19 protein-coding genes and 1 tRNA gene are annotated in these 22,319 nt (G+C 66.8%); all 20 read left to right on the plus strand.

Features of this window, described 5'->3' with window-relative positions:
• Positions 1 to 43 precede the first annotated feature (43 nt).
• The 20 genes from VGU00_RS12830 (at position 44) to VGU00_RS12925 (ending at position 22,181) form a co-directional block, all read left to right on the plus strand.
• Positions 44 to 1,576 carry an acyl-CoA ligase (AMP-forming), exosortase A system-associated gene (locus VGU00_RS12830; protein WP_327469076.1) on the plus strand — a complete coding sequence of 511 codons (1,533 nt, stop codon included), beginning with the start codon at positions 44 to 46 and terminating at the stop codon, positions 1,574 to 1,576.
• Positions 1,573 to 2,802 (plus strand): pyridoxal-dependent decarboxylase, exosortase A system-associated, encoded by a 1,230-nt coding sequence (locus VGU00_RS12835; protein ID WP_327469078.1) that lies wholly within the window; start codon positions 1,573 to 1,575, stop codon positions 2,800 to 2,802. Before VGU00_RS12830 ends, VGU00_RS12835 begins: the two co-directional genes overlap by 4 nt.
• Before the next feature lie 173 nt (positions 2,803 to 2,975).
• Positions 2,976 to 3,632: an XrtA/PEP-CTERM system exopolysaccharide export protein gene (locus VGU00_RS12840; RefSeq protein WP_058805300.1), complete on the plus strand. Its 657-nt coding sequence runs from the start codon at positions 2,976 to 2,978 to the stop codon at positions 3,630 to 3,632.
• Positions 3,633 to 3,678: 46 nt separating this feature from the next.
• Positions 3,679 to 5,220, plus strand: coding sequence for an XrtA system polysaccharide chain length determinant (locus VGU00_RS12845; RefSeq protein WP_327469081.1), 1,542 nt, complete (start codon positions 3,679 to 3,681; stop codon positions 5,218 to 5,220).
• 14 nt (positions 5,221 to 5,234) lie between these two features.
• Positions 5,235 to 6,257, plus strand: a complete 1,023-nt coding sequence (locus tag VGU00_RS12850; RefSeq protein WP_327469083.1) for a P-loop NTPase — start codon at positions 5,235 to 5,237, stop codon at positions 6,255 to 6,257.
• On the plus strand, positions 6,257 to 7,969 hold the full coding sequence (locus tag VGU00_RS12855; RefSeq protein ID WP_327469085.1) for a hypothetical protein: 1,713 nt from the start codon (positions 6,257 to 6,259) through the stop codon (positions 7,967 to 7,969). The genes VGU00_RS12850 and VGU00_RS12855 overlap by 1 nt, the downstream gene beginning before the upstream one ends.
• Before the next feature lie 22 nt (positions 7,970 to 7,991).
• Entirely contained in the window at positions 7,992 to 9,275 is a 1,284-nt protein-coding gene (locus VGU00_RS12860) for an XrtA/PEP-CTERM system-associated ATPase (protein ID WP_327469086.1), read from the plus strand.
• Between the two features lie 45 nt (positions 9,276 to 9,320).
• Positions 9,321 to 10,181 carry an XrtA system polysaccharide deacetylase gene (locus VGU00_RS12865; RefSeq protein WP_327469088.1) on the plus strand — a complete coding sequence of 287 codons (861 nt, stop codon included), beginning with the start codon at positions 9,321 to 9,323 and terminating at the stop codon, positions 10,179 to 10,181.
• The gene (locus tag VGU00_RS12870; RefSeq protein WP_327469090.1) at positions 10,178 to 11,245 is read left to right on the plus strand and encodes a FemAB family XrtA/PEP-CTERM system-associated protein; all 1,068 of its coding nucleotides are present in this window, start codon (positions 10,178 to 10,180) and stop codon (positions 11,243 to 11,245) included. Before VGU00_RS12865 ends, VGU00_RS12870 begins: the two co-directional genes overlap by 4 nt.
• Complete coding sequence (locus tag VGU00_RS12875; protein WP_327469092.1) at positions 11,245 to 12,450, plus strand: TIGR03087 family PEP-CTERM/XrtA system glycosyltransferase; 1,206 nt, start codon at positions 11,245 to 11,247, stop codon at positions 12,448 to 12,450. Before VGU00_RS12870 ends, VGU00_RS12875 begins: the two co-directional genes overlap by 1 nt.
• Positions 12,447 to 13,925 (plus strand): exosortase A, encoded by a 1,479-nt coding sequence (xrtA, locus tag VGU00_RS12880; RefSeq protein WP_327469094.1) that lies wholly within the window; start codon positions 12,447 to 12,449, stop codon positions 13,923 to 13,925. The genes VGU00_RS12875 and xrtA overlap by 4 nt, the downstream gene beginning before the upstream one ends.
• An 11-nt stretch (positions 13,926 to 13,936) precedes the next feature.
• Positions 13,937 to 15,832 carry an XrtA/PEP-CTERM system amidotransferase gene (locus VGU00_RS12885; RefSeq protein WP_327469096.1) on the plus strand — a complete coding sequence of 632 codons (1,896 nt, stop codon included), beginning with the start codon at positions 13,937 to 13,939 and terminating at the stop codon, positions 15,830 to 15,832.
• Positions 15,833 to 15,913: 81 nt separating this feature from the next.
• Positions 15,914 to 17,110 (plus strand): GNAT family N-acetyltransferase, encoded by a 1,197-nt coding sequence (locus tag VGU00_RS12890; RefSeq protein WP_327469098.1) that lies wholly within the window; start codon positions 15,914 to 15,916, stop codon positions 17,108 to 17,110.
• On the plus strand, positions 17,107 to 17,973 hold the full coding sequence (locus tag VGU00_RS12895) for a cupin-like domain-containing protein (RefSeq protein ID WP_327469100.1): 867 nt from the start codon (positions 17,107 to 17,109) through the stop codon (positions 17,971 to 17,973). Before VGU00_RS12890 ends, VGU00_RS12895 begins: the two co-directional genes overlap by 4 nt.
• 66 nt (positions 17,974 to 18,039) lie before the next feature.
• The gene (locus VGU00_RS12900; RefSeq protein ID WP_327469102.1) at positions 18,040 to 19,986 is read left to right on the plus strand and encodes a S9 family peptidase; all 1,947 of its coding nucleotides are present in this window, start codon (positions 18,040 to 18,042) and stop codon (positions 19,984 to 19,986) included.
• A 71-nt stretch (positions 19,987 to 20,057) separates the two neighbouring features.
• On the plus strand, positions 20,058 to 20,276 hold the full coding sequence (gene infA / locus VGU00_RS12905) for a translation initiation factor IF-1 (protein WP_010162480.1): 219 nt from the start codon (positions 20,058 to 20,060) through the stop codon (positions 20,274 to 20,276).
• A gap of 14 nt (positions 20,277 to 20,290) precedes the next feature.
• Positions 20,291 to 20,863, plus strand: coding sequence for a Maf family protein (locus tag VGU00_RS12910; RefSeq protein ID WP_327469103.1), 573 nt, complete (start codon positions 20,291 to 20,293; stop codon positions 20,861 to 20,863).
• On the plus strand, positions 20,856 to 21,848 hold the full coding sequence (locus VGU00_RS12915) for a ribonuclease E/G (protein ID WP_327469105.1): 993 nt from the start codon (positions 20,856 to 20,858) through the stop codon (positions 21,846 to 21,848). Before VGU00_RS12910 ends, VGU00_RS12915 begins: the two co-directional genes overlap by 8 nt.
• Entirely contained in the window at positions 21,838 to 22,020 is a 183-nt protein-coding gene (locus VGU00_RS12920) for a DNA gyrase inhibitor YacG (RefSeq protein ID WP_327469107.1), read from the plus strand. Before VGU00_RS12915 ends, VGU00_RS12920 begins: the two co-directional genes overlap by 11 nt.
• Before the next feature lie 85 nt (positions 22,021 to 22,105).
• Positions 22,106 to 22,181, plus strand: a tRNA-Phe gene (locus VGU00_RS12925).
• Positions 22,182 to 22,319: the final 138 nt, after the last annotated feature.

Raw genomic sequence — 22,319 nt, forward strand, 5'->3', positions numbered from 1 at the left:
CCTTGCATGGTGCGGCCCTCTATCACTCTTGTCCTAACAGCCGATGACCAAAGCCGAAAACCCATCCTCGATGCCGATCGACCATCTCGCCCGCCGCGGCGCGCCCGATGCGGCTGCATTGCTGACCGGCGAGAAGGTCACGACCTTCGCCGAACTCGATGCCGGCGTCGGACGGCTGGCGTCCTGGCTGCTCGAACAGGTGGGCGGTCCCGGCGAGCGCGTTGCGAGCTGGAGCGCCAAGACGCGGCTCGCGTGCCTGATGCCGCTCGCCGCAGCGCGCGCCGGGCTGATCCATGTGCCCGTCAACCCGCTGCTCAAGGGGCCACAGGCCTTGCATATCCTTGCCGACAGCGGCGCACGGCTGCTTGTCACCAACGGCGCGCGTGCCGACATGCTGGGCGATGCACTGCCGGTCGAATGTGCGTTGCAGGACCTGAAGGTCGGCGAGGAAGTGATTGATTCGGGTGGGCAGGGATTGCCGCCGTCGATCGCCGAGTCCGGCGACCTCGCCGCCATCTTGTACACCAGCGGCTCGACCGGCCGCCCCAAGGGCGTGATGCTCAGCCACGCCAATCTCTGGCTCGGCGCCGAAAGCGTGGCGTCCTATCTCGAAATCACGCCCGGCGACCGGGTGCTCGGGGTGCTGCCGCTCAGTTTCGACTATGGCCAGAACCAGCTGCTTTCGAGCTGGTATGCTGGTGCCGCGGTGGCGCCGCTCGATTATCTGACCGCGCGCGACGTCGTGAAGGCGGTCGCGCGGCATGGCGTCACGACGCTCGCCGGGGTGCCTCCGCTCTGGGTGCAGCTGGTCGAGGCCGAATGGCCCGCCGAAACCGCGGAGCATCTAAAACGCCTGACCAATAGCGGCGGCGCGCTCACGCCGTCGCTGATCGAAGCGATACGAAGGACCTTTCCGAAGGCCGATATCTACCCGATGTATGGGCTGACCGAGGCGTTCCGTTCGACCTACCTCGATCCCAAGCTCGTCGCCGATCATCCGACCTCGATGGGCCGCGCGATCCCGCATGCCGAAATCCTGATATGTCGGCCCGACGGCACGATCGCCGCCGACGAAGAGCCCGGCGAACTCGTCCATTGCGGCCCGCTGGTCGCTAAGGGCTATTGGCAGGACGAGGAGCGCACCGCGCAGCGCTTCAAACCTGCGCCGCACGCATCGCGTTATGGCGGCACGGCGGTATGGTCGGGCGACACGGTGCGCCGCGACGCGGACGGGCTGCTCTATTTCGTCGGCCGCGACGATGCGATGATCAAGACAGCGGGCAACCGCGTCAGCCCGACCGAGGTCGAGGATGTCGCGGTCGCGTCGGGGCTGATCTATGAAGCGGTGGCGTTCGGCGTTCCCGACGCGCGGCTCGGCGCCGCGATCATATTGATCGTACGCGGCAAGGGCGGCGGGACCGATGAAGAGGGGCTGGCCGGATATCTTCGCCAGAATCTCCCCAATTTCATGCAGCCGCAGGTCATCGAATGGCGCGGCGAACTGCCGCGCAATCCGAACGGCAAGCTCGATCGCGTGGCGATCGCCGCCGATTGGGCGCACGAGGTGACGGTATGAAGCCCCACGGTCCGGTCCCACCCGGTTTCCGGGCCGATGCGGGCGGCATGCTGCTGATCGGAGGAGATCGCGCCGAGGCGCTTGTCGACGCTGCGGGCGACACCCCGCTGTTCGTCTACGACAGCGCGATGCTGACTGCGCGCGTCGCCGAATGGCGCGCCGCGATGCCCGCCGAGGTCCAGCTTCATTATGCGATGAAAGCCAACCCCTATGCGCCGCTGCTCGCTTTCATGGCGCGGCTGGTCGACGGTTTCGACGTCGCATCGGGCGGCGAACTCAAGGCCGCGCTCGCCAGCGGCATGCCCGCCGGTGACATCAGCTTCGCCGGTCCCGGCAAGCGCGACCGCGAACTCGAGGCGACGATCACCGCGGGCGCGACGCTCAATCTGGAATCCGCCGGCGAAGCCGAACGTGCGCTGTCGATCGCGGAGCATCTCGGCATCGCGCCCAGTCTTGCCGTGCGCGTGAACCCCGACTTCGATCTCAAGGGATCGGGCATGAAAATGGGCGGCGGTGCCAAGCCCTTCGGCGTCGACGCCGAAGAGGTGCCGGCGCTCGTCCGCCGCCTGATCGATGCCGGTGCCGACTGGCAGGGATTCCATATTTTTGCGGGGTCACAGGCGCTTGACGCCACCGCAATCGCTGACACGCAGGCGCAGACCGTCGAACTCGCAGCCCGTCTCGCGAACCGGATCGGCGCGCCGCCGCCGCTGGTGAATCTCGGCGGCGGGATGGGCGTGCCCTATTTCCCCGGCGACACGCCGGTCGATGTGCAGGCGGTCGGCGCCGCGCTCGCCGAGACCCTGGCAGCGCGCGATCCGATCCTCGCCAAGAGCCATTTCGCGATGGAACTCGGCCGCTGGCTCGTGGCGGAGGCGGGCGTTTATCTGACGCGCATTGTCGACCGCAAGACCAGCCATGGCGAGACCTTCCTCGTCACCGACGGTGGGCTCCATCACCAGCTTGCCGCGAGCGGCAATTTCGGGACGGTCATTCGCCGCAATTATCCGATCGCGGTCGCCGGCCGTTTCGGCGCCGAGGCAACCGAAACGGTCTCGGTCGTCGGCTGCCTCTGCACCCCGCTCGACCGCCTCGGCGACCAGGTGGCGCTACCGCACGCCGACGTCGGCGACCTGATCGCGATCTTCCAGGCGGGCGCCTATGGTGCGAGCGCGAGCCCCGCGGCGTTCCTCGGACAGGGGCCGGCGCGCGAAATGCTCGTCTGACGCCGCCAAACCTGTTCCTTATCGGGACATTTTTGTGACAGCGCGGTCCAAACTTAGGTCAATACTAACATTATGTTCACCCTTTTCGAGCAATGGCTGATGCTGACGCAACAGCTGTCGTCGCGGGGATGCGGACCGCGGCAACCCCCGGCGGCTCGAAAGGTTGATTGATTATGGCTTCGTTCTCCTCGCTCCGCGTTGCCCGCGCCGCGCTCGTTTCGGGCATCGCCGCGACCGCGCTGACCGGCTGCGCCGGCGCCGGCGGCCCCGCGCCGCAACTGCCCAGCGCGACCTTCGTCCAGAACCAGGAAGGGCCCGGCGAGGAATATATCATCGGGCCGCTCGACGAGCTCCAGATTTTCGTGTGGCGCAACCCCGAACTCGGCGGGAAGGTGCAGGTGCGGCCCGACGGCCGGATCACCACGCCGCTGATCACCGACATGCCGGCAGTGGGCAAGACGCCGACGATGCTGCAACAGGATATCAAGCTGCAGCTCAGCCAATATATCACCGATCCCATCGTCAGCGTGATCGTCACCAGCTTCAACAGCACCTTCTCGCAGCAGGTGCGCATCGTCGGCGCGACCGAGAAACCGGCGTCGATTCCCTTCCGCGCCAACATGACCGTGCTCGACGCAATGATTGCGGTGGGCGGCCTTGGCGAATATGCGGCTGGAAACAAGGCGCGACTCGTCCGTTTCGACAAGGGCAGCGGCAAGCAGCAGGAGTTCGGCCTGCGGCTCAACGACCTGATCAAGCGCGGCGATATCAAGGCGAATGTGCGGTTGCAGCCCGGCGATGTCATCATCATCCCCGAAAGCATGTTCTGACCTGCCGGCGGCCGATCAACCATCTCCCAAGGACTGAAACGAAGCGATGACCAGCCTTTACGACGAATTCCGGGTGGCGCTGCACAGCGTCTGGACGCGCCGGTGGCTCGTGCTCGCGGTGGCCTGGGGTATCTGCATCCTCGGATGGCTCGCGATCGCTTCGATCCCCAACCGTTATGACTCGCGGGCGCGACTACTGGTCGACATCAACGAAATCCTGCCCGACGATGTGCAGGGCGGATCGATGGGCGGGCGTCAGCAGATCGACCAGATCCGCGAAACGCTGACCAGCGCGCGCAACCTCGAAAAGGTCGCGGCGACCACCGGCCTGCTTCCCGCTGGCGCCGGCGAGCGCGAAAAGGCCGGCGCGGTCGCGATGTTGCAAAAGAATATCAAGGTCGTTCCGCAGCAGGATAACATCTTCGAAATCACCTCGAGCGTCGCGGTGGGCAGTCTCTCGGACGCCGACAATGCCAAGCTCGCATCGGGCGTGCTCGACAGCCTGATCACCGTGTTTCGCGACGACCAGCTGCGCGGCGGCCGGATGAATGCACGCGAGGGGCTGAAGTTCCTCGACGCGCAGATCGCCGACCGCGAAAAGGCGCTGCGCGAAGTCGAGGCGCGCCGCGGTGCGTTCGAGGCGCAGAATATCGGCCTGATCCCTGGCGGTTCGGGTTCGCCGGCGCAGCGCGTCGAAGCCGCGCGCGCCGAACTCAGCCAGATCGACTCGCAGCTCGTATCGGCGCAGGCGCAGCTTGCGGCCGCCAATGGCCAGCTTGCTTCGACGCCGCAGTCGATCCCAGGCGGCGGTGGCGGCGTCGGTGGTGGCGTCGCGCGCCAGCAGCTCGCGGGCGCGCAGAACGAACTTTCGTCGATGCGTTCGCGCGGCCTGACCGATGCGCACCCCGACGTCATCGCGTTGAAGAGCCAGATTGCGTCGCTCAAAGCCATGGCCGACCGCGAAGGTAATGGCGGCGGTGGCGGCGGGATGCAGAACCCCGCTTATGCCTCGCTCGCCGCGATGCGCGCCGAGCGGCAGGCAACGGTCAGCGCGCTGTCGTCGCGCAAGAGCCAGCTGATGGGCGATATCGCCAAGATCACCGCGCAGCAGATCCAGAATCCCGGCATTGCCGCCGAATATGACCGGATCAACGGCGAATATACGGCGTTCAAGGCCCAATATGACAAGCTGCTCGCGCAGCGCGAACAGGTTCGCCTGCGCGGCGAGGTGCAGACCGAAACCGACGCGATCAAGGTCGAACTGCTCGATCCGCCGTCGAAGCCGACCAGCCCCGCGGCGCCCAACCGTCCGCTGTTCCTGACGCTCGTCCTGCTCGCGGGCATCGGCGGCGGGATCGGCGTTGCCTTCGGTCTTGGCCAGGTGCGCACCAGCTATGCGACCGCGGCCAAGCTCGAACGCGCCAGCGGCCTGCCGGTCATCGGTTCGATCACCGAAGTGGTGACGCCCGAACGTCACCTCGACCGGCGCAAGAAACTCGTCTGGCTGGCCGGGGGAGGGGGCGCGCTTGTCGGCCTCTACGCCTTGCTGCTGGTCGCCGAATTCATCCAGCGCGGCATGGTTGCGTGACGGGGGACGATGACATGAACGACCAACGCAAAGTCAAGCGCCCGCCCTCGCTCCTCGAACGCGCGGCCGACATGTTCGGCCTCGATCCCGCAGCCAATGCGCCGACGATCGATCTGTCGAACCTGCCGCCCGAACCCGAGAAGAAGGCGAAAAGGGTCAAGGCCGAGCCCGCAGCCGAAGCGCCGCTTCCCGAAATCCTCGACCCCGTCGTCGAGGCTGCGCCCGCGGTCGAGCCGGCGCCTGCGCCCAAGCCGTCGCCGCGCAAGGATATCGCAAAGGCCGCGCCCGCCGTCGCACCCGCGCGGCAGGGAACGATCGACCGCGACCGTCTCGCGGCGCGCGGCATGATCGTGCCCGGCACGCCCGTCACCGGCATTTCGGAAGAATATCGCATCGTGAAGCGCGAGCTGATCCGCAACTTTGGCGGTACGGGCAATCGCCCGATCCTGCCGCGCGGACACCGCGTGCTGATCGCGTCAGCGAATCCGGGCGAAGGCAAGACCTTCTCGGCCGTCAATCTCGCGCTCAGCCTTGCGGTCGAGGCTGATCACGACGTGCTGCTGATCGATGCCGACATCGCCAAACCGAGCGTGCTCGAAGCGCTGGGGCTGGAGGATGGCCCCGGCCTGATGGACGCGCTCGCCGATCCGCACCTGCCGCTCGGCGAATGCCTGATCCAGACCGATATTCCGGGGCTGAAGGTCATGCCCGCCGGCACCGGTCACATGCACGACACCGAACTCCTCGCCTCGGCGCGGACCGAAGCGCTGCTGGCGCAGCTCGAGGCCGGCGCACCCGGGCGCATCCTGATCCTCGATTCTCCGCCGGTGCTTGCGGCGTCGCCCGCTGCAGTGCTCGCCGGCCATGTCGGCCAGACCATCATGGTCGTGCGTGCCGACACGACGCTCGAATCCGCGCTGCGCGATGCGATCGGCCTGATGGGCGCGTGCCCGCATATCCAGCTGCTCCTCAACGGAGTGAAATACTCGCCCGGCGGTCGCCGCTTCGGGACCTATTACGGACAAGGAGGCGCGTGATGCGCACCACAACCACCATGCGTCATGTGGGGACGCTGGCGGCCCTGCTGCTCGCCGGGACGGCGACGGGCGCGCATGCGCAATTCTCGGGCGATCCGGCTTCCGGCGGGGGCGATGCGCCCTCGGCAGGCGCCCCCGCGGGATCCGAAACCGGCCGTTCGGGCAAGCGCGAAGGCCGGCGTACGGAACGCCGGGTCGATGTCAGCCCCTATCTGGAAGTCGGGCAGGTGCTGACTGCCGACCTCAAAAATGGCGGCGACGTCCTCACCTATTCGACCGTGGCGGCCGGGGTCGACGCCGCGATCGTCACGCGCCGCGCCGAACTGGCGGCGACGCTGCGCTACGAACATCAATTCGGCTGGGGCCGGCAGGGCGACACCGACGTCATCAGCGGCCTTGCACGCGGCCGCTACGAACTGACGCGCGGGCTGAACCTCGAAGGCGGCGCGCTCGCGACACGGACGCGCGCCGATGGTCAGGGCGCCGACAGCGGGCTGTTCATCGGCGACGCCAGCAACGTCGCGAACCTCTATTCGCTTTATGCCGGGCCGACTTTTGCCCGACGTATCGGTGGCCTCGACGTCGGGGCGGGATATCGCTTCGGCTATACCAAGGTCGATGTCGACGAGCCGGCGATCCTCGGTCCCGGCAGCCAGCCGCAGGATATTTTCGACAGCTCGACCAACCATATCGCATGGGCCAGCGTCGGCGCGCGGCCGGGCGACCTGCCGTTCGGCTGGCAGCTTTCCGGCGGCTACGAACGCGAGGATGCGAGTCAGCTCGATCAGAAATTCGAGGGCAAATATGCCCGCGCCGATGTGACGATGCCGATCGGTCCGACGGTCGCGCTGCTCGGCGGCGTCGGTTACGAAGATATCGAAATCGGGCAGCGCGATCCGGTGCTTGACACCAATGGCGTTCCCGTTCGCGACGCCAGTGGCCGCTTCGTCACCGACAAGTCGCAGCCGCGCCGGCTGTCGTTCGATACCGACGGCCTGATCTGGGACGCGGGCGTGATGTGGCAGCCCAGCCGCCGCACCTCGCTGACCGCGCGCGTTGGACGCCGTTATGGCGATACGATTTATACGGGCAGCTTTTCCTATCGCGCCGATCATGCGACCTCGATCCAGATCGGCGTCTATGACGGGCTGTCGAGCCTGGGCCGCGGGCTGTCGGGCGGGCTCGCCGCGCTGCCGACGCAGTTCGACCCGACGCGCAACCCGATCGGCGGCACGATCAATCCGTGCGTCTTTGGGCAGGAAGGCGGCGGTTGCCTCAACAACCAACTCGGCAATGCGACCTCGGCGCAATATCGCAGCCGCGGTGTGCAGGCGACGCTGTCGTCGCGCTTCGGCGGCTGGGCCTATGGCATCGGTCTCGGTTACGACCAACGCAAGCTGCTCGTGCCGCAGCTGTCGCCGATCGCCAACCTCAACGGCATCAAGGACGAGAGCTATTATCTCTTCCTGTCGGCGGGCCGCCAGCTCGACGTCGATTCGGACCTCAGCCTGTCGGGCTACGTCAATTATTTCGACAATGGCGCGCCGAATGCGAGCGACGTCCAGTCGGCCGGGCTTTCGGCCGCTTACTCGCGGCGCTTCTGGCGCGGCCTGACGGGGACGGCCGCGGCCAGCCTCAACGCCTATGATCAGGAAGGCTTCGACAGCCAGCTTATCGGTTCAGCTTTGGTGGGACTGCGTTACAACTTCTGACCAAGCAACGGGAAATATTACGATGTACGATCAGTTCTATGGTTTCACCGGACGTCCGTTCCAGCTGACGCCTGACCCGCATTTCTATTTCGAGAGCGGAACGCACCGCAAGGCGATGTCCTATCTCGGCTATGGGTTGGCTCAGGGCGAAGGCTTCATCGTCATCACCGGCGACGTGGGGGCAGGCAAGACGACGCTCGTCGGCCACCTGATGAACACGATCGACCCGAACCGCCTGACCGCGGTCAAGCTGGTGTCGACGCAGGTCGAAGGCGATGACCTTCTCCGCCTCGTTGCCGAACAGTTCGGCATCGAGTGGGAGGGGCAGAGCAAGGCCGAACTGCTCCGCGCGATGGAACAATATCTGCGCGAACAGGCCCGCGCCGGCCGCCGCACGCTGTTGATCGTCGACGAAGGGCAGAATCTTGCCATCTCGGCGCTCGAAGAGCTGCGCATGCTGTCGAACTTCCAGCTCGGCGGCCACTCGCTGCTGCAAATCTTCCTGCTTGGCCAGCCCGAGTTCCGCCAGACTCTCTTCCATTCGCCGACGCTCGAACAGCTACGCCAGCGCGTGATCGCGACGCACCATCTCGACCCGATGGAGCCCGAAGAGGTCGAACCCTATATCCTGCACCGCCTCCGCAAGGTGGGCTGGACGGGCAATCCCAGCTTCAGCCCCGACGCCTTCGAGGAAATTTTCGACTATAGCGAAGGCGTGCCGCGCAAGCTCAACGTGCTGGTGAGCCGCCTGCTGCTGTACGGTGCGGTCGAGCAGATGACCCGCATCACCGCGCAGAACGTCCGCTCGGTCGTCGCCGAAATCGAAGCCGACCGCGGCATCGATGCCGCGACGCTCGCGCCCCTGCCGGTCGACGAAGTCGTCGCGGCCGCCGCTGCTGCGGTCGCGCCGACTCCTGCGCCCTTTGCTACCCCGGCGCCCGCGAGCGAAGCGCCGCTCGAATGGCCGCAGCGCGCGGCACAGCCCGCCGCCGATGCGCCAGCGCCTTTCGCCGCACCCGCGCCGTCGGCGCAGGTGATCACGCTGACTCCGCCCGAGCCGGCCGAAGCGGGCGACAGTGTTTTCGAACTCGCACCCGAAGCGGCGGTCGAAGCGCCCGCGCCTGCCGCGCCGGCGGTCGCCCCCGAACAGCTCGCGGCGCTCGAAGCGCAGATCGCATCGCTCGAGGAACGCCTCGTCGAACAGGATGCGGCGCTGCGCCGCGTGCTCGACCTGTTGATCGAGTGGGTCGAGCGCGATCCCGAAAATGCACCCAATCCGGCAAATTCGCGGACCTGGGCGGCCTGACAGCGCGGCCAAAATCGGCTATCCTGCTGATGAAGGTGAGGAAAAATGCAGAACGGCCTGTCGGTCGATGTCGAGGACTGGTTCCAGGTCGGCGCCTTTGAGCGCACGATCGACCGCGACGACTGGAATGGGCTCGAATGCCGCGTCGAGGCAAATTGCGACGCGGTGCTGCAGATTTTCGCCGATGCGGGAGCAAAGGGCACTTTCTTCACATTGGGCTGGGTTGCCGAACGCTATCCTGCGCTGATCAAACGCATCGTTGCGGCGGGGCACGAACTCGCAAGCCATGGCTACGACCATAAGCGCGTGTTCAACATGACCGCCGACGAATTTGCGGCCGATCTTAAAAAGACGCAGGCAATCCTCGAGGATATCGGCGGCACCGCAATACGCGGCTATCGCGCGCCCAGCTTTTCGGTCGATACGCGCACGCCCTGGGCGCATGCGGTGCTCGCCGAACAGGGTTACGCCTATTCGTCGAGCGTCGCGCCGGTCGTTCACGATCATTATGGCTGGCCGCAGAGCCCGCGCCACGCCTGGCGTCCGCTTGCCGACAGCGACCTTGTCGAATGGCCCGTCACGACCGCGCGCGTCGCGGGGCGCACGCTGGCGGCGGGCGGGGGCGGTTTCATGCGCCTGCTTCCCTATGGCTTCACGCGCTGGGCGATCGCGCGGATGAACGCCGAGGGACACCCCGCGATCCTCTATTTCCATCCGTGGGAAATCGACCCCGGCCAGCCGCGCGTGGCCGATGCGCCGATCAAGTCGAAAATCCGTCATTACAGCGGCCTGTCTGCGATGGCTGGCAAGCTCAGGAAACTGCTCGCCGACTTTGAATGGACGCGCGCCGATGCGCTGCTTCCCGCGCAGCAGCAGCGCGCGCAGCCGTGGCGCGCGGCGGCGTGAACGCGCCGACACTTCCTGTGAAGGACGGTTTTTCGGGTACGCCGCTATCCGACGCGGCCGAATGGGACGCCTATGTCGCCGCGCATGCCGGCGCGACGCCGTTCCACAGCCGCGCCTGGTGCGAGGCGATCACGAGGGCCACGGGGCATCGCTGCCATCTCGTCACCGCGCGCGATGCGAACGGGGCGCTCACCGGTATCCTCCCGCTTCATCATATCCGCTCGCCGTTGTTCGGACAGGCGCTGGTGGGCAGCGGCTTTGCCGTAGACGGCGGGATTCTGACCGACGATCCGGCGATTGCGGCGACGCTGGCGGAGGGCGCGGCCGCGATGGCGGCATCGCTCGGCGTGCCGTCGGTCGAATTGCGCGGCGGTCCGCAACCGGACGCCGACGGCTGGCTACGCGAGGAGCGTGTCTACGCCGGTTTTGCCCGCAACCTTGCCGCCGATGACGATGCCGAACTTCTCGCCATCCCGCGCAAGCAGCGCGCCGAGGTGCGCAAGGTCCTCGAAAGCGCGCTCAACGTAACCACGGGCCGCGATGCCGCCGAGCGACGCGATCATTATGGCATCTATGCGACCAGCGTCCGCAATCTCGGAACGCCGGTCTTTCCCAAGGCGCTGTTCGATGCGGTGCTCGACGCCTTTGGCGACGCGGCCGACATTCTCACCGTCCGCGAGGATGGCCGGCCGGTTGCAAGCGTGCTCAGCCTGTACTGGCGCGGCACCGTCATGCCCTATTGGGGCGGCGGCACCGCCGATGCGCGCCGCTTGCGTGCCAACGAACTCATGTATTTCGCGCTGATGCGCCATGCGCGCGCGCAGGGCTGCACGCGCTTCGACTTCGGTCGGTCGAAGGTCGGGACGGGGCCCTTCGCCTACAAGAAGAACTGGGGTTTCGAACCGCAGCCGCTTATCTATGCGCGCTGGCTCGCGCCCGGCGAGACCCCCCGCGATACCAACCCCAACAGCGCGAAATATCGCCTCCAAGTCGATCTCTGGAAAAAGCTGCCGCTCTGGGCGGCGAACCGCATCGGGCCGCTGATCGCCCGCGGATTGGGGTGATGGCCGAAATCCTGTTTCTCGTTCACCGCGCGCCCTGGCCCCCGGACCGCGGCGACCGGATCCGTAGCTGGCATATGTTCGAGGCGCTGGCCCGGCTCGCACCCGTGCACGTCGCGACGCTCGCCGACAATGAAGCCGATGCCCTGCTGGCGCGCGACAAGATGGCACCGCTTTGCAAGAGCCTGGCGGTCGAAGTGCGCAGCGTATCGCGTCCGCTCGCATTGATGCACGCGGTCGTGCGCGGCGAGCCGGTGTCGAACCGCCTGTTCCGTAATGCTGCCTTGGCGCACCAAGTCGATGCGCTCGTCAAGCGCGGCGCGATCACCCATATCGTCGCCTTTTCGGGCCAGATGGCGCAATATATCCCCGCCGGTTTCACCGGTCCGGTGCTGATGGATTTCGTCGACGTTGATTCGGCCAAATTCGCCACTTACGCGCAGCAGGACAAGCGCCAGCCGCTGAACTGGATCCACAGACGCGAAGCCCGGACGCTGGGCGCCTATGAGGCCGAAGTCGCGCGCCGCGTCGATGCCAGCCTGTTCGTCAGCGAGGCCGAGGCCGATCTCTTCCGCGGCCGTAGCGGCCTTGGTGCCGATCGGGTGCTTGCGGTCGGGAATGGCATCGACACCGACCGCTTCGATCCGTCGATCATTCTGGAACCCGTCGGAGCGGGCGAGGGACCGCTTGCGGTCTTTACCGGCCAGATGGACTATCGCCCCAATATCGATGCCGTGCGCTGGTTCGCGTCGGAAATCCTGCCTTCGATCCGCGCGCGCCACCCCGACGCGCGCTTTGCGATCGTCGGCCGCGCGCCGACGGACGAGGTGCGCGCGCTCGAAAAACTGCCCGGCGTGATCGTGACGGGCGAAGTGCCCGACGTGCGCCCCTGGCTCGCGGCGGCCGACGCGGTGGTCGCGCCGCTGCTGCTCGCGCGCGGCATCCAGAACAAGCTGCTCGAGGCGATGGCGATGGCGCGCCCGGTGGTCGCAAGCGCCGCCGCGGCGACAGGGATCGATGCGGTGGCGGGCGAGCATCTGCTCGTCGCCGATAGCGCGGATGCCATCGCCGGCGCGGTCGGTGCGCTGTTCGACGATCGCGCGAGGGCGGCTGCGATGGGGCAGGCGGCGCGCGCGCGGATGATCGCGCGCTACGGCTGGGACGCGCGCCTCGCGCCGCTCGGCGACTTGCTGGGGCTGCCCGCATGACGCTTTGGCAACGCCATCTTGGCGCGCTTGCATTGCTTGCGGCGACGATCCTCGCGGTCTTCTGGCGCGATGCCGCCGACATGGCCAGCATCTGGTGGCATAGTTCGACCTTCACCCACTGCCTGCTGATGGTCCCTATGATCGGATGGCTGGTGTCGCAACGCGCTGCGCTCCTCCGTCCGCTCACCCCGGCTTTCTGGTGGCCCGCGCTCGTCTGGATGGCGGGTGGCGGGCTGGTCTGGCTCATCGGCGAAGCGGCGGGGGTCGGGCTGTTCCGGCAACTCGGTCTCGTGCTGATGCTTCAAGCGGCGGTCGGCGCGGCGCTGGGTGAAAAGATGGTGCGCGGGCTCCTGTTTCCGCTCGGCTATGCGCTGCTGCTTGTCCCGTTCGGCGAGGAACTGGTGCCGCTGCTCCAGACCTTCACCGCGAATATCAGCGTCGTCCTGCTTCACCTGTCGGGCATCGCGGCCGAAATGCAGGGCGTGTTCATCACAACCAACGCGGGCTTTTTCGAGGTTGCGGAGGAATGTTCGGGGGTCAATTTCCTCATCGCGATGCTCGCCTATTCGGTGTTCGCCGCGCATCTCTGCTTCAAAAGCTGGACGCGGCGGATCGTCTTCGTCGCTGCCGCACTCGCGACCACGATCCTCGCCAATGCGCTGCGCGCCTATGGGACGATGGTCGCCGCCGAAATCTGGGGGATCGAGGCGGCGGGCGGGATCGATCATATCTTCTATGGCTGGATATTCTTCGGGCTCGTCATCCTGCTCGTCATGCTCGTCGCGATGCGCTGGTTCGATCGCCCGGCGAACGATGTCGCGGTCGATGTCGGTGCGCTGGGCGGTGCGCCGCGCTTTACCGGCGCGGCGCGTGCCGTGCTGCCCGCCGCGCTGGCCTTGCCCTTGCTGTTCGCCGGCTGGGGCCTGCTGGTCGGCGGGCGCAGCGCTCCGCTACCGGACAGCATGACGGTTGCTGCGCCCGCGGGATGGAGCGATGCGCGTGTGGCGGGCACCGCCTGGGCGCCGCGTTTCGACGGCGCCGACCTGCGGCTGCTGCGCCAGTTCGCCGACGGCAAGGGGCAGGTCGTCACCGTCGCGATCGGCGGATATGAGTGGCAGGCCGAAGGGCGCGAGGTCGTTGCCTTTGGGCAGGGCGCGATCGATCTTGACAGCAAATGGGCGTGGAGCGCGGCCTTGCCGGCGGTCGACGGGGCGAAGACCGAGCGGCTGCTGCACCCCGGCCCGGTGCTGCGCGACGCCGCGACATGGTATGTCGTCGGCGGCGAGGTGAGCGGTAATCCGCGCCGCGCCAAGCTCGCAGGCCTGCGGGCGCGGCTGTTCGGCGGCGACCCGCGCGCGCTGACGCTGATCGTGTCGAGCGAGGAGCGGCATGGCGGCCGCAATGCGATAGAGGATTTCGTTTCCGCGTCGGGTGGAGTCAACGCCATGGCTGACCGCGCGCTGAAAAGCCGCTAGACGATCAATATATGTGCGGCATCGCGGGCATTTATCACGTTGAAACGGCAAAGCCCGTCGACCCTGCGCGACTGCGGGCGATGCTGCATCCGATGGCGCATCGCGGCCCGGACGGCTCGGGTGAATGGACCGCGCCCGGCGTCGGGCTTGCGCATCTGCGCCTCTCGATCATCGATATTGCGGGCAGCCCGCAGCCGATGACGAGCGACGACGAGATCGTCACCATCACCTATAATGGCGAAATCTACAATTTCCGCGAGCTGCGCGCCGAGCTCGAGGATCGCGGCCACCGGTTCCGGACCAGCGGCGATACCGAGGTCATCATTGCCGCCTGGCGCCAATGGGGGCCCGATTGCCTGTCGCGGCTCAACGGCATGTTTGCCTTCGCGATCCACGATCACCGGCGCGGATGCCTGTTCCTCGCGCGCGACCGGCTGGGGGTAAAGCCGCTCCACCATGTCCGGCTGTCCGACGGTTCGGTCGCCTTCGCCTCCGAACTCAAGGGCCTGCTCCGCAACCCGCTGCTCCGCCAGGAAGCCAATCTGACGGCGATCGAGGATTTCCTCGCCTTCGGCTATGTCCCCGACGACAATTGCATCGTCGCGGGGGTCGAGAAGTTGGCCGCCGGCCATTATCTGATGCTCGAACGCGGCAAGCCCATAGCTGCGCCGGTGCGCTGGTGGGCGCCCGATTTTTCGAAACGCGTCCGCGCATCGGAAGGCGAGGCGGCCGAGCATCTCGTCCATCTGATGCGCGCCGCGGTGACCGACCGCATGGTCTCCGACGTGCCGCTCGGGGCCTTCCTGTCGGGCGGCGTCGACAGCAGTGCGGTCGTCGCCCTGATGGCCGAAGCGAGCGCGAAGGCGGTCAAGACCTGCACGATCGGTTTCGACCAGGCGGCGCTCGACGAAACCGCCTATGCGGGAGCGATCGCCGAACGTTTCGCGACCGACCACCGTACGCGCACCGTGGCGGCGAGCGATTTTGCGCTCGTCGACCGGATCGCCGACCAGTTCGACGAACCCTTCGCCGACGCCAGCGCGCTGCCGACCTACCGCGTGTGCGAACTCGCACGCGAAGAGGTCACCGTGGCGCTGTCGGGCGACGGCGCCGACGAGGCCTTTGCCGGATACCGCCGGCTCGTTTTCCAGCATCAGGAGGAGCGGCTGCGCGGGCTGATCCCGGGCTTCATGCGCCGCGGGCTGCTCGGGCCGCTGTCGCGTGTCTGGCCGCAGATGGACTGGGCGCCGCGACCGTTGCGCGCACGCGCGACGCTGGCCAGCCTGTCGAAAAGCGGGGCGGAGGGCTATGCCGAAGCCGTCGGCGTGACCGGGGTCCAGCAACGCTCGCGCCTGTTCAACGACGCCGCGCATCGCGCGCTCGGTGACCATGTCGCCGAGGCGCGCTACTGGAAAGCGATGGCGGACGCGCCGGCGCGCGAGGCGCTCGACCGCGCGCAATATGCCGACCTGATGATCTGGCTGCCCGGCGACATCCTGACCAAGACCGACCGGATGAGCATGGCGGTCAGCCTCGAGGCGCGCGAGCCGCTGCTCGACTATCGCCTGATCGAATTCGCCGCGAGCCTGCCCGCGTCGATGCGTGTGAAGGGCAGCACGGGCAAGGCGATCATGAAGCAGGCGATGGAACGCTATCTTCCGCACGATATCCTCTATCGACCCAAGATGGGATTCGTGACGCCGGTGTCGCACTGGTTCCGCGGCCCGCTCGCCCAGCAGGCGAAGGCGCTGGCGACCTCGTCGACACTCGCCCGGTCGGGCTGGTTCGACATGGCCGAAATCGAACGCATCGTCGCTGCGCACCAGTCGGGGCGGCGCGACCATGGCCGGTTGATCTGGCAATTCTTCATGCTCGAAAAATCGCTCGCCAAGCTGTTCGGGATATAGGCTTTTCTCTTCGTTCGGCTGCGGTGCTCCCAAGCGGAATCGCCACGCGTTTTTAACGCTTGGCTGCTAGGCTCGCTGCCGATGACGGTTCATCCTGCCTTTTTGTCCGATCGTACGGCGCTTCCCGCCGAGGGTGCGCCGCTCACGGTGCGCGTCGTCGATCCGCTATCGCTGTCGGACGATCTGGCGGCGGCGTGGGACCGGCTGGCCGACGACGCAAGCGAGCCCAATCCCTTTGCCGAACGCTGGTGCCTGCAATCGGCGCTGCACCTGCTCGACCCCGATCGGCACGCGCGCCTCGTCCTCGTCCGCGACGGCAGCGACGGGCCGGTGATCGGCATCATGCCGATCGCGCCCGTGGCGCGCTACGGGCGCCTGCCGCTACGCCATGTGACGGGGTGGGCGCATCCCAATCATTTCCTCGGGACCCCGCTGGTCCGCGCGGGGTTCGAAAGCTTGTTCTGGTCGATCCTGCTCGGTTGGTGCGACGCGGCGCCCTGGGCGCACACGCTGCTGCACGTCCCGCGCCTGACCGAGGGCGGGCCGCTCCACCGTGCGCTGGTCGACGTCGCCCGCGTGCGCGGCGGCGAGGCCGAGGTCGTCCACCGCGAGGAGCGCGCGCTGCTCGAAAGCCGCCTGTCGCCCGAACAATATTGGGACGCCGCCGTTCGCGCGAAAAAACGCAAGGAACTGCGCCGGCAGGCAAACCGGCTGGCCGAACAGGGCGCTATATCCTTTCGCCGCTGGCAGGCGGGCGAGCCGCTCGATCGCTGGATCGACGGCTTCCTCGATCTCGAAGCGCGCGGGTGGAAAGGGCGTGCCGGGTCGGCGCTCGCCAGCCATGGCGATACCGAAGCCTGGTTCCGCGCGATCCTGACCGGCGCGGCCGATGCGGGGAAGCTAGATATGCGCGCGCTCGACCTCGACGGCCGCCCGCTCGCGATGCTCGTCAATTTCCTCGTTCCGCCCGGCGGCTTTTCGTTCAAGACTGCGTTTGACGAGGACTATGCCCGTTTTTCGCCGGGCGTCCTGCTGCAACAGGTCAATCTCGACCTGCTCGACGATCCGCGCATCAACTGGGTCGACAGCTGCGCCGCGCCGGGGCATCCGATGATCGACAGCGTGTGGCGCGAACGGCGCGCGCTCTTGTGGGTCAATCTTCCGCTGTCGGCACCCGCCGACCGGCTGCGCTTCGCGATGCTGGCGCGCGCCGAACGCCTCTGGCGGCGCCTGAAGGCTGCCCCCGCACCGCAAAATGAAGTAGAAAGCCCATCATGACCGCGCACCAGCCGATTTCCCGGCCCGTTTTTCCTGCCGAAACGCTCGATCGGATGGCCGCGCTCTATCCGCTGCAGGCGGGCTTGCTCCACCATCACCTGCCCGACCATCCGCTGTTGTCGCTCGAAGCGCTCGCGACGCTTGGGGAAAGCCTGCCCGCGAGCGAGGTCGAATATAATCCGGGCGATGTGCCGATCGGCGTGCTGCCGCAGGATATTCCATCGAACGGCCTGTCGATCGGCGAAACGATCCGTACCATCGACAGCAACAACAGCTGGGCGGTGCTCAAGAATATCGAGAATGTCCCCGCCTATCGCACGCTGCTGATGGACCTGCTCGGCGAGCTCGAGCCCGTCGTCGAACCGCGCACGGGCGCCATGCTGACGCCGCAGGGGTTCGTCTTCATCTCGTCGCCGGGATCGATCACGCCGTTCCACTTCGACCCCGAACATAATATCCTGCTGCAACTGCGCGGGACGAAGGTCATGAATGTCTGGCCCGCCGGCGACGAACGCTTTGCGGATCGGCGCGAGCATGAACGCTACCACGGCGGCGGTCATCGCAACCTGCCGTGGAACGACGATTATCGCAGCGACGCGCAGCAGGTCCCGCTCGCCCCCGGCGATGCGGTGCTGATGCCGGTGATGGCGCCGCATTTCGTCGCCAACGGCGATGCGCCGTCGATCTCGCTGTCGATCACCTGGCGCAGCGAATGGAGCTATCGCGAATCCGAAGCGCATGCGGCCAATGCCGCGCTGCGCCGCATCGGGCTCGACCCTGCGATGCCGCCGCGCTGGCCCAGCTATGCCTGGGTGCGCTCGGTCGGCTGGCGCGTCGCGCGAAAGCTGCGGATCGTGCACTGATTGCCTCTTGCCTTGTCGCAACAATTTCATATCGTTGCGGCATTGGGGCAAGGGGTTGCAGGGGCTATGAAAAACCGGGTTTTGGCGTTGCTGTTTGCGGCGGCGTGGGTTGGTGTTCCGTCGAGCGCCGCGGTCGAGGCCGCACCGTCGGCACCGGCGCCGCGGCCGCCGCGCATCCCGACCCTCGACCTTGCGCAGCTTCCCGAAATTTCGAACGCGATGCTGTCGCCGGACGGCACGCGCATCGCGTTTCTGGCGCGTATCGACGGACGGGAGGCGGTTGCCTATCGCGGCGTGCGCGACGGCGTGGTCCAGCGGGTCGACCTGCCCGAAAAGGTCGATTTCAACTGGCTGCGCTGGGCGGGCCCCGATCGCATTCTGTTCAGCGTCGGGCGAAACGTCCCCTATTTCGGCGACGAAGCGCGGCAGACGCTGCTGATCATGAAGGACTTGTCCACCGGTGCGGTCAAGGCGCTGAACCGCGACGGGCAGGGGCTCGAAGGCGACGACGTCCTGTTCGTCGATCCCGACGGCCAATATCTGCTGCTGTCGATCCAGCGGAGCGTCTACGACTATCCCTCGGTGTTCCGCGTGTCGCTGCCCGACGGCAAGATGAGTGAAATCGTGCGCGAACGGGCGCCGGTGTGGGAATGGTATGCTGACAATGCCGGCATCGTGCGCGCGGGCGTCGGCTGGGAAAATCGCAAGACGAAATTCTACTACCGCCGCACCGAGGCTGAAAAATTCGCGATGATCGGCGCGGTGCGGCCCGACGACGAGGACGCCTTTTTCGACATCGCGAATGTCGTGACCGGGTCGGATGACGGCTATGTCCTCAGCGATGAAAAGACGGGGCGGCAGGCGCTCTATAAATTCAACTATCGCACGCGCGAAATCGGTGACCTCGTTTATGCCAACGACCGGTACGACATCGACGATTACTGGCTCAGCAGCGACGGCACGGCGCTCGAGGGCGTGTCCTACACCGACGATCGCAGCCGGGTCGAATGGTTCGACGCCGGTTCGAAAAGCCTGCAGGGAAAGCTCGACCGTGCGATCCCGGACCGTCAGGCATGGGTCACCTCGAAGAGCCGCGATGCGAAGACGATGCTGATTCTCGCCACCGCGCCCGACGAACCCGGACTCTATTATCTTCTCGACCGGGCCAAGGGCGAGATGTCGCCGCTCGCGATGATGATGCGCGGGCTGGCGCCCGAAATGCTCGCCGAGACAAAGGCGGTGACCTATGCGGCGCGCGACGGTACAAAGATCCCGGCCTATCTGACCTTGCCCAAGGGGCGGGCCGCGACCGGCCTGCCGCTGATCGTCTATCCGCACGGCGGGCCATATGGGGTGCGCGACCGGCTGGAATATGATCCGCAGGTCCAATTTTTCGCCAATCGCGGCTATGCGGTGCTCCAGCCCAATTATCGCGGGTCGGGCGGCTATGGCACGGCGTTCGGCGACGCGGGCATCGGGCAGATCGGCCTCAAGATGCAGGACGACCTCGACGACGGCATGGATTGGCTCGTCAAGGACGGCGTCGTCGACAAGGGGCGCGTGTGCGTCGTCGGCGCCTCCTATGGCGGCTATGCGGCGCTATGGGCGGTAGCGCGCAATCCCGAACGATACCGCTGCGCGGCGAGTTTCGCCGGCGTGGCCGACTGGAAGGCAATGCTGAAATATGACGGCCGCTACCTGACCAAGTCCGCCAATGCACAGTGGCAGGCGCGTGTCACCGGGACGGGCGAGCTTGATCTCGTCGCGGTGTCGCCGACGCAGCAGGCGGCGCGTATCGGGCGCCCCGTCCTGATCGGCCATGGCGAAGACGACAGCAACGTGCCGATCAGCCAGTCGAAAAAGCTCGTTGCCGCGCTGAAGGCGGCCGGGAACGCCAATTATGAATATGTCGCCTATCCCGATGAGGGGCATGGCTTTTCCGATCCCGCGCACCAGAAGGACTGGTTCGATCGGCTCGATGCCTTCTTGGCCAAGCATAATCCGGCCGAATGACAGATTGCTTTCAATTGCCGCCAATTGCGGTTATGGGCCCGCATCCTGATATTTTGAGACCCTGAGGATAGATGGCGAAAGAAGAACTTCTGGAAATGCGCGGCCAGGTGGTCGAACTGCTGCCCAACGCGATGTTTCGCGTCAAACTGGAAAACGACCACGAGATTCTGGGCCACACGGCCGGCAAGATGCGCAAGAACCGCATCCGCGTTCTCGTGGGCGACGAGGTGCTCGTCGAACTCACGCCCTATGACCTGACCAAGGGTCGGATCACCTATCGCTTCAAGTGAACGGCGCGGCGACCATGCCTGCGCTTGTTCTGGCTTCGACTTCGCCGCGCCGGCGCGAATTGCTGGCGCGTATCGGCGTGGTCCCGGCCCGCATCGCATCGCCCGACATCGATGAGACGCCGCTGAAGGGCGAGCTGCCGCGCGACTATGTGACGCGCCTTGCTCGCGGCAAGGCGATGGCGGTCGAGCGTGCGGCAGGGGAAGTCGTATTGGCGGGCGACACGACCGTCGCGGTCGGGCGCCGCCTTCTCGAAAAGCCGGTCGACGAAGCCGATCTGCGCCGCATGCTGGGGCTGCTTTCGGGGCGGCGGCACCATGTCTGGTCGGGCATCTGCGTCATCGGGACTGACGGCAAGCCGCGCGTCCGCGCGGTCGATACGATCGTCGCCTTCAAGGTGCTGAGCGCCGCCGAGATCGACTGGTATGTCGAATCGGGCGAAGGCATGGGCAAGGCGGGCGGCTATGCGATCCAGGGGCGCGCCGAAATTTTTGTCCGCTTCCTGTCGGGCAGCCATTCGAACGTCGTCGGCCTGCCGGTCTTCGAAACCGGCACCCTCCTGACCAGCGCGGGAATCCCTCTTGGCTGAATGGCTGTACGAAGCCGGTATCGGCGAAGCGCGGGCGGCGCTGGTCGATCGGGGGGAAATTGTCGAGGCCCGGATCGAACGCGAGGGCGAAGGTCCGCGCCTCGGCGCGATCGTTTCGGCGCGGCTGGCCGAGGTCGGACGAGGCGGGAAGGGGGCATTCGTCACGCTGGATGGCTCCGGCCAGCTCCACGCGACCCTCGCCACGCTTCCGCCGCAAACGTCGATCGGCGCGACGCTGCTTGTCGAAATCACGCGCCTGTCGCTGCGCGAGCGCGGCCGCGACAAGCCGGCGCGGGCCCGGCTCGCGGAGGCGGGTGCTGTCCCCGCCGAAGGCCCCGACCTCCGTGCCCGGATCGCCGCGACGGGACTGCCGGTCACCGAATTGCGCGCGGGCGAGCCCGATCGTCTCGAACAGGCGGGCTGGTCCGAACTGATCGACGCCGTGCGCGCCGGCCATTGGCCCTTCGCGGGCGGCGCGCTGTGGGTCGACGCCACGCCCGCGATGGTGCTGATCGACATCGACGGGGAGGGCGACGCGCTTGCGCTCTCAAAGGCCGGCGCGGCGGCTGCCGCCGCCGTCATACGTTGCTGCGACATCGGCGGTTCGATCGGTATCGATTTTCCCTCGCTTCCCGACCGCGCGGCGCGTGCGGCGGTCGATGCCGCGGTCGATGCAGCGCTCGCGGCGCCGTTCGAGCGCACCGCGGTCAACGGGTTCGGGCTGATGCAGATCATTCGCCGCCGCGACCGGCCCTCGCTGATCGAACAGATCCGCCTAGATCCCCTCGCCACCGATGCCGCGCTGCTGCTGCGTCAGGCCGAGCGCGCCTCGGGCACGGGCGAGCTGACGCTCACCGCGCGCGGCGGCGTGATCGATCGTATCGCAGCGCATCCGGCGTGGGTCGATATGCTGCAAAATCGCACCGGTCGTCCGGTCCGCCTGATCGCGGACGCGGCCGTGAAAGGATCCGGTCATGCCCAGTAAACCGCCGCGCTGCCCCTTGTGCGGCCAGCCGCGCGTCGACGAATTCAAGCCTTTTTGCAGCCGCGGTTGCCGCGACCGCGACCTCCTGAACTGGTTCGGCGAGGACTATCGCGTCCCAGCCGATCAGGCGCCCGACGGCACCGCCGATACCGATCGTTTCGACGAAGGATAAAAGCCTCAGAAAGGTGCTGGACAGGACGCAAAGCCCTGCCTATAGCCGCCGCTCGCCAGCGCGGCCGTCCGGTCGCTGCGGCCTCGCCTGGGTAGCTCAGTTGGTAGAGCATGCGACTGAAAATCGCAGTGTCGGCGGTTCGATCCCGTCCCCAGGCACCATTTCCCCTCATCGAAATTCGCTTTTCTTTGTGACAGCCGGGTTACGTCTTCCGTAGCGTAAACTGTTGCTTTTTAGCCACTAATCGCGCGAAAACCCGGTGCTTCCCGCGCGCGCGCGTTGACGCGGCAGGGCGGTGC

The sequence above is a fragment of the Sphingopyxis sp. genome (assembly GCF_035944815.1).
In the GTDB taxonomy this organism is placed as follows: Bacteria; Pseudomonadota; Alphaproteobacteria; order Sphingomonadales; family Sphingomonadaceae; genus Sphingopyxis.